The organism is Pedobacter sp. 01N416 (assembly GCF_056399685.1).
Genome location: NZ_JBFTRT010000303.1, coordinates 1 through 11,305, shown reverse-complemented (window position 1 = coordinate 11,305; position 11,305 = coordinate 1). Strand labels below are relative to the sequence as shown.

General features: G+C 37.0%; 13 protein-coding genes. 6 read left to right on the top strand and 7 right to left on the bottom strand.

Going from position 1 to position 11,305, the window contains the following annotated elements; all coding sequences use genetic code 11:
• Window positions 1–378: DUF4442 domain-containing protein (locus tag AC1DND_RS16765; protein ID WP_477583317.1), on the bottom strand; the 378-nt coding region annotated here is incomplete at its 3' end.
• An 80-nt stretch (window positions 379–458) separates the two neighbouring features.
• Between AC1DND_RS16765 and AC1DND_RS16760 the strand changes: the two genes are divergently transcribed.
• The 5 genes from AC1DND_RS16760 to AC1DND_RS16740 all read left to right on the top strand — a co-directional run bounded on the left by AC1DND_RS16760 (window position 459) and on the right by AC1DND_RS16740 (window position 3,801).
• On the top strand, window positions 459–767 hold the full coding sequence (locus tag AC1DND_RS16760) for a phosphoribosylpyrophosphate synthetase (RefSeq protein ID WP_477583312.1): 309 nt from the start codon (window positions 459–461) through the stop codon (window positions 765–767).
• Between the two features lie 126 nt (window positions 768–893).
• On the top strand, window positions 894–1,115 hold the full coding sequence (locus AC1DND_RS16755) for a coproporphyrinogen III oxidase (protein ID WP_215128697.1): 222 nt from the start codon (window positions 894–896) through the stop codon (window positions 1,113–1,115).
• 102 nt (window positions 1,116–1,217) lie between these two features.
• Window positions 1,218–2,450 carry an MFS transporter gene (locus AC1DND_RS16750; RefSeq protein WP_477583310.1) on the top strand — a complete coding sequence of 411 codons (1,233 nt, stop codon included), beginning with the start codon at window positions 1,218–1,220 and terminating at the stop codon, window positions 2,448–2,450.
• A 91-nt stretch (window positions 2,451–2,541) separates the two neighbouring features.
• Window positions 2,542–3,456, top strand: a complete 915-nt coding sequence (gene hemF, locus AC1DND_RS16745) for an oxygen-dependent coproporphyrinogen oxidase (protein WP_477583308.1) — start codon at window positions 2,542–2,544, stop codon at window positions 3,454–3,456.
• Window positions 3,457–3,801, top strand: a complete 345-nt coding sequence (locus AC1DND_RS16740) for a hypothetical protein (RefSeq protein ID WP_477583306.1) — start codon at window positions 3,457–3,459, stop codon at window positions 3,799–3,801.
• An 8-nt stretch (window positions 3,802–3,809) separates the two neighbouring features.
• Here AC1DND_RS16740 and AC1DND_RS16735 read toward each other — a convergent pair whose 3' ends face one another.
• The 6 genes from AC1DND_RS16735 to gyrA form a co-directional block, all read right to left on the bottom strand.
• Window positions 3,810–3,965, bottom strand: coding sequence for a PLDc N-terminal domain-containing protein (locus AC1DND_RS16735; protein ID WP_477583316.1), 156 nt, complete (start codon window positions 3,963–3,965; stop codon window positions 3,810–3,812).
• 62 nt (window positions 3,966–4,027) lie between these two features.
• Window positions 4,028–4,729 (bottom strand): endonuclease V, encoded by a 702-nt coding sequence (locus tag AC1DND_RS16730; RefSeq protein WP_477583304.1) that lies wholly within the window; start codon window positions 4,727–4,729, stop codon window positions 4,028–4,030.
• Window positions 4,730–4,737: 8 nt separating this feature from the next.
• A complete protein-coding gene (locus tag AC1DND_RS16725; protein WP_477583302.1) occupies window positions 4,738–5,562 on the bottom strand; it encodes an alpha/beta hydrolase in 825 nt (274 codons plus the stop codon).
• A gap of 27 nt (window positions 5,563–5,589) precedes the next feature.
• Entirely contained in the window at window positions 5,590–6,342 is a 753-nt protein-coding gene (locus tag AC1DND_RS16720; RefSeq protein ID WP_477583314.1) for a tetratricopeptide repeat protein, read from the bottom strand.
• Between the two features lie 271 nt (window positions 6,343–6,613).
• Complete coding sequence (locus tag AC1DND_RS16715) at window positions 6,614–7,702, bottom strand: tetratricopeptide repeat protein (RefSeq protein ID WP_477583300.1); 1,089 nt, start codon at window positions 7,700–7,702, stop codon at window positions 6,614–6,616.
• A 26-nt stretch (window positions 7,703–7,728) separates the two neighbouring features.
• Window positions 7,729–10,308 (bottom strand): DNA gyrase subunit A, encoded by a 2,580-nt coding sequence (gyrA, locus tag AC1DND_RS16710; RefSeq protein WP_477583298.1) that lies wholly within the window; start codon window positions 10,306–10,308, stop codon window positions 7,729–7,731.
• A gap of 434 nt (window positions 10,309–10,742) precedes the next feature.
• Here gyrA and AC1DND_RS16705 point away from each other — a divergent pair.
• On the top strand, window positions 10,743–11,305 hold a 563-nt coding region (locus AC1DND_RS16705), incomplete at its 3' end, for an MFS transporter (RefSeq protein ID WP_477583296.1).

Genomic DNA, 11,305 nt, shown 5'->3' with positions numbered 1-11,305 from the left:
GGCCTTTACAAACTTTCCAACGGTTTTTAGTGCGTGCTCTGCTTCGTTCAACATCTCATCAGTTACGGTTATGGTAAAGTATAATGTAGAACGACCAGGCTTTAAATATTGTATAGAAGCGCTTTTTAGCCAAACACGGACTTTAAAGCCTCGGCGCTGCATTAACTGATCGAACAATAAGGCATAAAACGGATCTGTTGCTGCATAAATAGTACCACCAAAAATAGAACCGTTATAATTTTTATTCAAAAAACTCTTGCTCAGCTTAACCGTACAACTTCTAAATTCATTTTCAAATTTCTGAACCCAAATGCGTTGAAAAAATAGGGGTGGGTAAAAACGCATTACCCATTTCAGGGTGTTTTGAGAAATAATCATATTCACTAATATCAGAAAGTTTTATCACCTTTTAAAGTTTTGAAGATCTTGTTTTAGTAATATTTCCGTAATTTAGAATTATGCATGTTTATGATACCATTACCGACGCTTTAACAGATTTAGATAGTCGTGGTTATAATTTAGATTTCAATTTAACGGCAGAAAGTTTAGCATGTAAATCAGTCAATTTGTTCCTGAAACCTGAAGAATTTGAAATTGAAGAAGTGTACCGTTTCGAAGGAATGACCGACCCGGCTGATAGCTCGGTTGTTTATGCCATTTCATCAAATGTGGGAAATTTAAAGGGAGTATTGGTAGATGGTTATGGTGTATATGCTGAAAATATATCGCCAGAATTGCTGAATAAGTTAAAGATTCATCATGAATAATACATTTATTTGTTTCACAATACATTAATAATCAATACAATAGTTGAAAAATAACCAATATGGAATAAAAAAAAATAAAACCAAATGATTATAAGGTTGTTAGGTTAATAGATAACAATAAAAACTATGAAAAAAATAATCTTAAGTCTTGCTTTTGCGGGTTCTCTTATGATAGCCACTTCAGCATGCAATTCGTCTAAAAATATGGCTGGTTCTTCAGACAGTACTGCGACGGATTCTACAAAAATGATGGATACGACTAAAAAGATGCCAGACACAACCTCTAAAAAAATGCCTGACACTACCAAAATGCCACCTGATACCACAAAAAAAAATCCTCCAATGTAGGAAGGTAAGAGCCACTCTAAAACAAGAGTGGCTTTTATTTTAAAAATCTATTTTAAATATTTGTGTTATTGCGTACTTTCAGCGTTTAAACCAAATAATTAAATGGATCTTCAAGCAAAAGCAAACAACCGTAATGTAATTTTCTTAGTTATTGTAGCTGCTCTGGGTTACTTCGTAGACATTTACGATCTTGTTCTATTCTCTGTTGTTCGTGTTCAAAGTTTAACTGAAATTGGCGTTTCCCAGGCAAATATGCAATCTGATGGCTTTTTGATCATCAATTCTCAGATGTTCGGTCTACTTTTAGGCGGAATTTTGTGGGGAATACTGGGCGATAAACTGGGAAGGATCAAAGTTCTATTTGGTTCAATCCTTTTATATTCACTGGCCAATATTGCCAATGGTTTTGTCACATCGGTTAACAGTTATGCCATCATCAGGTTTATTGCCGGTATAGGTTTAGCTGGCGAGCTTGGTGCAGGGATTACTTTGGTTGCTGAAACCATGGATAAAGAAAAACGCGGTTATGGAACCATGATTGTTGGTGCTGTAGGTTTATTGGGTGCAGCCGTTGCAGCAACTGTAGCAGCCGAATTTACCTGGCAAACCTCATACTTTGTAGGTGGCGGAATGGGCCTGGTACTGCTTTTATTACGTGTTGGTACTTTCGAATCGGGCATGTTTAAACACGCCGCTAACCAATCAGAAGTATCAAAAGGAAATATCTTTATGCTGTTTAACAACTGGAAACGTTTTTCGAAATATCTCTATTGTATCTTAATCGGTATTCCTTTATGGTTTGTGGTGGGGATCCTGGTTACCTTAGCGCCAGAATTCGGTAAAGCTTTAGGTGCGACAGAGCCACTAAAAGCTGGTACCGGCATTATGTTTACCTATTTTGGAATTGCAATAGGCGATGTGGTTACGGGTCTACTCTCTCAGGTATTAAAATCGAGAAAAAAAACAGTCTTTATCTTCCACCTGCTTTCTGTTGCGAGTGTAGTTGTTTATTTAACCAGTTTCGGCTTAACGGGTAGCAATTTTATCTGGATCTGCTTGTTTATGGGCTTCTCTGTAGGTTATTGGGCCACATTTGTTACCATTGCATCAGAACAATTCGGCACAAACATTAGGGCTACGGTAACTACAACTGCACCTAATTTTGTTAGGGGCGCATTAATCCCTATTACATTCTTATTCGAATTTTTAACCCATAAATACGGATTAATTACTGCCGGATATTTAGTGATGGGAATCTTAACCCTGATTGCGATGTTTGGTTTGAGCCAATTAAAAGAAAGTTTCAACAAAGATTTGGATTATTTAGAAGAGTAATAAGCTCCCGACTTCTGACTAAAAACAATGTCAATAAAATGTACTATCTAAAGATAAATCAATATAGCTGCCTGAATAGCTTTAAATTTGTATGGAAATAGAAAGAGCCATCATGTTTAAAGAAGAAGTAGCGGAACGGTATAAGCAAATTCAGGATGAAATTTGCAGGGGATTGGAAATTGCCGATGGCAAAGGAAAGTTTGAAGAGGAACTTTGGGAAAGAAACGGTGGGGGAGGCGGACGCACCAGGATTATGCAAAATGGTGCAATTATCGAAAAAGGTGGCGTAAATTTCTCTGCGGTGCATGGTAAATTGCCCGAAGCTGTAAAAAAAGCCTTTAATGTAAGCGAAGATGATTTTTTTGCTACCGGAGTTTCAATTGTAATTCATCCAAACCATCCACTGGTTCCGATTATCCACATGAATATCCGCTATTTCGAACTTAATGAAGAAACACGCTGGTTTGGCGGTGGTATCGATTTAACACCACATTACGTATTCGAAAACGATGCCCGTTTTTTTCACCATAAATTAAAGCAGGCTTGCGATGATTTCAGTGGAGATTTTTATCCAAAATTTAAAACACATGCCGATGATTATTTCTTTATTAAACACCGTGAAGAAACCCGTGGTATCGGCGGTATTTTTTATGATAGACTGAAGCCAGAAAACACCAATTTATCATGGGAGCAGATTTTAGATTTTTCTATTAATATTGGCGAAACATTTTTGCCGATTTACACCGAATTGATTGATAGGAACCGCGATAAAGAGTTTACAGAAGCCCAGAAACAATGGCAATATCAGCGCCGTAGTCGTTATGTAGAATTTAATTTAGTTTACGACTCTGGAACAAAATTCGGCTTAGAAACCAACGGACGGATAGAATCTATTTTAATGAGTTTACCACCACAGGCTAACTGGGGTTATAATGTTCAGCCAGAAATTAATTCTGATGAATACAACACCCAGCAGCTACTAAAAAAAGGAATTAACTGGATCTAAATGACCGAATTAAAAGAATTTGAGCGTCTGCTACTTAAAACGATAATAAAAGATAATGCAGAAAAATTCGGCTATTTGTCTGAACACTTAGATTTTATAAGGATCGAAACTACTAAAACAACCGGTACAGGTTTGTACATAAATTTTGTCTACCTAAAGGAATTTCAAGAAGAAGAATTTGAAAACGGTTTACTCAGTGCTGAAGCAAAACTAACTGCTCCGAGCCTGAAAAATGAATTAACTTATTGCTTGGATGTTACGAACTGTAAAATAGATTCTCTAGAAATTTTAACCAATGAAAAAGAAAATTGGGACGGTGATTTAGAGAATTGTAGTTTGAATTAATTTCGGATTTAATTTTCGCTAAGTATTTTTTTACCAACCAAAAAATAAATTAAAGACCCAAAAAGAGGCAAGAACAATACCACATTGGTCCACATCCATTTTTGTCGTCTCTTGTTGTATGGGAATTTCGAAATGTCTAAAATAACGTAAATGTTTATCAACATGATAAGCATTACGACAATAGCGAGAATTATCAAATAAGCGTTCATACGTAAATATAGTCATTTTAAAACAATGTTAAAGATGGCGCCACCTCATGAAAGCCAGTTTTTAGTTTGCCAAGCCTGAAATCATTTACTAGGTTATGAGCCAGGCGTGTTGGTTCGGGGATACGATAATTTCCAACAGATTTTTTAATTGTATTTAAACTTTCTTCTTGCGTAATTAAATGTCCGGCAGAAATATAAACAGGTGCGCAATTGCGCTTTGTTCTCAATGCAAAACCAAGCATTTCGCCCGCATTATTTTTAATTTCTGCAGTACTAAATTTGACATTTTGAGGCTGATGGTTTTGTCCGTGTAAAAGACTTTTAGCACAGCCAATTGTGGCTTGGTTAGCAAGAATTCCAAAATGCGAAGCAACACCCATACGGCGTGGATGCAAAATTCCGTTTCCATCAAGCACTACAACATTAGGTTTATTGGGTATCAATTCCCAAACTTTCAATAATGCAGGAACTTCTTTAAATCCCAAAAACCCTGCTTTATAAGGAAAACTGGTTTCGTAAGTTTCTAATGCAAATGATTTTAAAACCATTCCTGGATAAGTTAAGATCACAATTCCCGCATACATGGTCGAACTGTTTTTATTGAAAGAAATATCTGCGCCAGCAATGGTTTCAATTTTGTTAAGTGACTGAAACTTTAACTGTTTGGCTAATTCAATTTGGTAAGCAGTAGCATCTTCAAAGCTGTAGTGGTCGTACATGGGATATCTTATTTCTGTAACTCCTGCAAGCGTAATTTAATTTCATTTGAACTGGGATTCAATTCACTGGCCTTTTTATACGAAGCGATAGCATTTTGCTTTTCTCCTTTCATCGCATATGCTGCCCCCAAAGCCGTGAAGGCCTTTGACGAAGATGGATAATTGACCGTATTCATTTCCAATATCTGTATGCCATTATCTAAGGTTTTCGGATTTTTTACCAACCATTGCGCCAAGCCGTTGAAATATGCTTCGTCAGGCAAAATTAGATACCCAAACCTTTGCGACAATCCTTTATAATGTTTCATAATAGCCTCTGAATTTATCTTTTCATCACTTACAGGAGGAAGAACCCATTGACGATAGACAAATCGAAGTCCGTCATAATACGATTTAATAGGGACTGTCATGTGGCTCTCAATTGGATAGCTCGCATATTCGAAATTTAATCCTTTAATATTGCGGCTTTTGAGCAGCGAATCAAATTTTAAAACATCTTTATGAAAAGGTGATCCTGGTGAAGAACCTTCATTTCCATCACTAAAAAAAAGCGTTTTTGATAAAGTTGACCCTGCTTTCAGTTTTTTATCAGCAAGTTTGAGAAGAAATTTCTGATCCCACCAGAAGGATGGGCTTACGGCAATATATGCGTTAAACATATCCGGATAATTAATCAGACAATTAATGGCTGTCAGACCTCCAAATGAATGTCCAGCTAAAATGCGGTAAGGTTGAGTTTTATAATTCGAATTAACATAGGGCAGGAGTTCCTTCTGGATGAATTGTAAAAAATGTTCATTTCCTCCGCTATTCTTATAGGGGGCGTACACCATCCTGTCCTCACAAATTACTCAATAAAATTATAGTTCTTGAAGTTTACGGTTAAGCTCTTGTACTTTGTTCGTTACTCCCTTTTTAGTGTAGATATCGATCAGCAACTGTACAGTTTTTTTATCGTTCGGGTTAATTTCATTTGCGCGTTGCAAAGCAAACTGTGCACGATTGATGAGGCCTTTATATTTTTCAGTTTTATCAGCGTCATTTTTGCTCAAGATTTCATTGGCTGTATTGATGTAAGCCAAACTCAATTGGTACAATGCATCAAAATAATTTTGATCTGTAGACAAAGCTTTATCGTAAGCCAAAATTGCTGTAGCGTTATTTCCACCAACCTGTTGCAGGTAACCATAAAGAAAATAAAGTAGTTTATTTCCTTTTTCTACTTTTAAATTGTTTTCTATCAATCCCTGAGCTTTACTATAATTCTCGGTATCAAGTAATAGATTAATATAATCGTTTGTTAAAAAGCGATTGAACGGATTAAGCACAAGACCATCCTCCAAAGTTTTAATAGCGGTTTCATTTTCTGATTTCACTACATACATCTGCGCCATTTTCTGAAAAACCGATGGATTTCTAATTCCGTTTTCTTTTGCACGTTTAAAATAGGTTAAAGATTCGTCGTAAGACTGAATATTTAATGCGCAAATTGCTGTATTTAATGCCAATGTGGTATCTGCAGGGAAATTATCACATACTTCTTTCAAATCAGCAAATGCTTCTTTAAAATCGTTATTAAAAAAAGCTTCATTACCTTTTTCCTGTTTTTTGATGAGAATATTGTGATTAGAGGCTTTAATAAGGCCACCATTATCATCATAACGATCTAAAGACTTGGCTTTTGCTACAGCTTCAACAGCTGAATCGTAAAATTTATTCGCATTATTGGGATCAGTATCAATTAATAATTAAAGCGGTTAATGATATTTTAAGGCAATTCTGCATAATATAAATAATGTGGTAAAACCGTAATAAACGATAAAAATAAACATAAAAAAAAGAGCCCCGAAATTTCAGGGCTCTTTTTTTGGATCGATCAATAAATTATTGTTTAGGCAATGCGTCTAAACGTTTCTTGATATCTTCGTAATTTTTAGTATCATTTCTAAAAGCATAGATCGTTTTCAAGGTTTCTAATGCGCCTTGATTTTTGGCATCAACCTCAAGTGCTTTTTTGTAAAAAGGAAGAGATTTATCTAACAGCGCATTCATTTTGCCTGTTACTTCATTAAACTCTTTCACTTTTTTAGAATCGATTTTATTTCTATCGGCCTGTAATTTTAAAGCCTGACTGAAATAAATGTTGCCCAAAAGAACCTGATAGTTAGGGTTGTTAGGTTCTTTTGCAGCTAAAGCAACCAACATTTGCTCAGATTTGGCAGCATCACCCCTATCAATATAAATCTGGGTTTCAGTTTTAATCCAGTCGGTATTTTCGGGGAATTTAGCAGTTGCTTCTTTAATAACGGCCAAAGCAGCTGTTGTATCTTTTTGTTTAGCCAACGTGGTTGTGATAATCTCAGAATATAAATCTTTAGACTGTGGGGAATTTAAAGAGATTACTTTTTTGAATTGGCTAATCATGTTTGGATAATCCTCATTAAGTCTTGCCGCAATACCCGCATTTAGATACATGGCGGTATCGTTTGGATTAATTACTGTTGCTGCAACAAATTTTGCGTAAGCAGTTTTGTAATCTTTTTTATTGTAAGCAATTACACCACCATTTCTAACTGCGTTGCTAATATTGGTTTCAGCTAGATTAATATTATCTTTTTCACTCCCTTTTGTATCCAGTTTCTTGGCTTCAACAACTGCATCCTGAGCAATTTTTAGGTTTGCATCTGCATTCGCTGTACTTGTTGAATCCAGAATAGCCGCAGAAGAAGCAAATAAAGCGCGGTACGACCATGCTTCAGGCATTACTTTAGATTTTTCATCAGCAATTGCTTTGTCGGTATGGGCCAAGCCTTTTGCTAAGGCTTCAAGCTTTTTCGCCAACGGCGTAGATGCACTTGAAGAAGTTAGCTGGAATAAACCCCAGTCKTTTTTTGCCGCGGTTATTTCACTTTTCTGAGCAAATGCAGAGCTTACCGCACCTGCTAGAACTATACTTAGAAATACTCTTTTCATAATTTTTATTCTAATCTTATTTTTAGTTAATTTTCTTCTTCCGTTTCGCCTTCTTCTTCAGTATCATCTGCCTCAGGAGTAGTATCTGCTTCTACTTCTTCACCGTCAGTAACTACTACATCTGTTAAATCTACTGTTTCTTCTTCATCTTCTTCGTGATCAATTTTAGTAACTGACGCAATTTCGTCATCACCTTTTAACGAGATCAAACGAACCCCTTGTGTGGCACGGCCCATTACCCTTAATGCTGATACCGGAATTCTGATTACAATACCTGAACGGTTAATGATCATCAAATCTTCGCTATCTGTAACGTCTTTTATTGAAACTAATTGTCCCGTTTTTTCAGTAACATTAATTGTTTTTACCCCTTTACCACCACGGTTAGTTACACGGTAATCTTCAATATCGGTACGTTTACCGTATCCTTTTTCTGATACTACTAACACTGTAACTTCAGGATTGTTTACAGCAATCATGCCAACAACTTCATCCTGATCGTGTGCAAGCCTAACACCGCGTACGCCAGTAGCTGTTCTACCCATCGGACGAACCGTACTTTCGTTGAAACGGATTGCTCTACCAGAACGTAATGCCATTACAATTTCGCTTTGTCCGTTAGTTAAACAAGCTTCCAATAATACATCACCATCATTAATATTGATGGCATTAATACCATTTACACGTGGACGTGAATAGGCTTCAAGAGAAGTTTTCTTAATGGTACCTTTTTTAGTACACATAATAATGAAATTGTTCTCTAAATATTCCTGATCTTTCAGGTTTTTAACCTTAATGTAGGCTTTAATTTTTTCCTCTTTCGGGATATTGATAATATTCTGGATCGCTCTTCCTTTACTGGTTCGTGAACCTTCTGGAATTTCGTAAACCCTCAACCAGAAACACCTTCCGGCTTCGGTAAAGAACAGCATATAATTGTGGTTTGTGGCCACAAGCATGTGTTCAATAAAATCTTCGTTTCTTGAGTTACTGCCTTTAGATCCTTTTCCGCCTCTACCCTGTGCTCTAAATTCGGTTGCCGGCGTACGTTTTACGTAACCTTCGTGAGAGATGGTGATTACCACTTCTTCATCATCGATGAAATCTTCCATGCTCATGTCTTCGGCTGAGTGAACGATAGTTGTTCTACGCTCATCACCAAATTTCTGACGGATTTCTGCTAACTCATCTTTGATGATCTGCATACGCAAACCTTCATCTGCTAAGATAGATTTTAAATGCTCGATGGTTTTCATTAACTCTGCATACTCTTCTTTGATCTTATCGCGCTCTAGTCCTGTTAAACGACGAAGCGTCATATCCAAAATCGCACGTGCCTGAAGATCGCTCAGTCCGAATTTTTCCATCAAGCCTAAACGGGCATCTTCAGGGGTTTCGGAAGCACGGATTAATTTAATTACTTCATCTAAATGATCTAAAGCAATTAAATAACCTTCTAAAATGTGTGCGCGTTTTTCGGCTTCTGCCAATTCGTAACGGGTACGGCGAACAATCACATCATGGCGGTGATCCACAAAATGCACAATCAAATCTTTAAGATTTAACATTTGTGGACGGCCTTTTACCAATGCAATGTTATTTACACTGAAAGAAGTTTGTAATGCGGTATATTTATATAAGTTGTTTAAAACGATAGAAGCATTTGCATCACGTTTAATTTCATAAACGATGCGGATACCATCTTTGTTCGATTCGTCTTTAATATTCGAAATGCCTTCAAGTTTTTTCTCGCCAACCAATTCAGCAGTACGCTCAATCATCTGTGCTTTGTTAACCTGGTAAGGGATTTCGGTAACAATAATTACCTCGCGGTCTTTAATATTCTCGATTTCGGCTTTTGCACGCATTACAATACGACCACGACCTGTTTCGAAAGCTTCTTTTACCCCCGTATAACCATAAATAATACCACCGGTAGGGAAATCCGGAGCTTTTACAAACTTCATCAATTCCTCGATCGTAATATCTCTATTATCGATATAGCTTACCACACCATCAATTACTTCGGTTAAGTTGTGAGGTGCCATATTGGTGGCCATACCTACCGCAATACCAGAAGATCCGTTAACCAATAAGTTCGGGATTTTTGCAGGTAAAACGGTTGGTTCTTGTAAGGTATCATCAAAGTTTAACTGAAAATCTACAGTATCTTTATTGATATCAGCAAGCATTTCTTCGGCTATTTTCGAAAAACGTGCCTCAGTATAACGCATTGCAGCCGGAGAGTCACCATCAATGTGACCAAAGTTTCCTTGTCCATCAACCATTGGGTAACGTAAGCTCCAATCCTGAGCCATACGAACCATAGTAAAGTATACAGATGCATCACCATGTGGGTGATACTTACCTAAAACCTCCCCTACAATACGGGCAGATTTTTTATGTGGTTTATTACTGGTTACACCAAGATCGAGCATACCATATAAAACACGGCGGTGTACCGGTTTCAATCCATCACGTACATCAGGCAAAGCCCTCGATACGATTACCGACATTGAGTAATCAATGTAGGCCGATTTCATCTGCTCCTCTATATTAATTTGAATGATTTTGTCGTTCTGCTGATTTTCTAAATCTTCTGCCATAAATTATTATTCTCGCTACTTAAAACGATATTAAAAAGGGTATTACTATAACCTTGCGAATTTAACAAAATTTAGCCGAATTAAGGCATTGTGGAAAAGTTTTGACCTTTGTTATAGGTTTTTTATTCCCAATGGGATTTTAATTTATTGAGGGCCAGTTTAACGAGTTTTACAGCATTTGCAAAAAAATGGGTTGAAAGTTTTTTTGAAAATGTGAGGTTCTATTTCAGTGGCGGTCTGTAGTCCTGCTACCGCTGCAAGTCCTCGTTCGTACCTCATTGTGGGTTTTCCGCTATATCAGGTTTATATACAGAGGACAGTATTTCATATTTGGACCTAAACCTCGCAAGATTCAAAAACCTACGAGGTTTGTAGAGAACTAAAATTTACAATCTTAACTAATTCTGATACTTTTGCGTTTCAAATTACATATAATGGCAAACGGAAAGAAATCTGCAATGAGTTTTATTATGGTTACCCTCCTGATCGATTTTACGGGTTTTGGGTTGATCATTCCGGTTTTACCAAAACTTATTCAGGATTTCACTGGCGGTGGCTTTGGTTTAGCGGCAGAATATGGTGGCTGGCTCACCCTTGCATATGCATCAGTACAATTTATATTCTCTCCAATTATCGGTGCAATGAGCGATCGGTACGGACGAAGACCGGTATTATTAAGCTCTTTGTTCGGTTTAGGTATCGATTACATCTTTCTAGCTTTCGCCCCTTCTATTGTTTGGTTATTTGTAGGAAGGATTATTGCAGGAATAACAGGCGCAAGTTTTACAACCGCACAAGCATACATTGCTGATGTTTCTCCTCCAGAAAAAAGAGCGCAAAATTTCGGCCTGGTTGGTGCAGCATTTGGTGTTGGATTTATCTTAGGTCCGGTTTTAGGTGGGGCTTTCAGCCATTTTGGTACCCGGGTTCCTTTTATGATTGCTGCAGGTTTATCTTTAATTAACTGGCTTTACGGTTATTTTATACTGCCAGAATC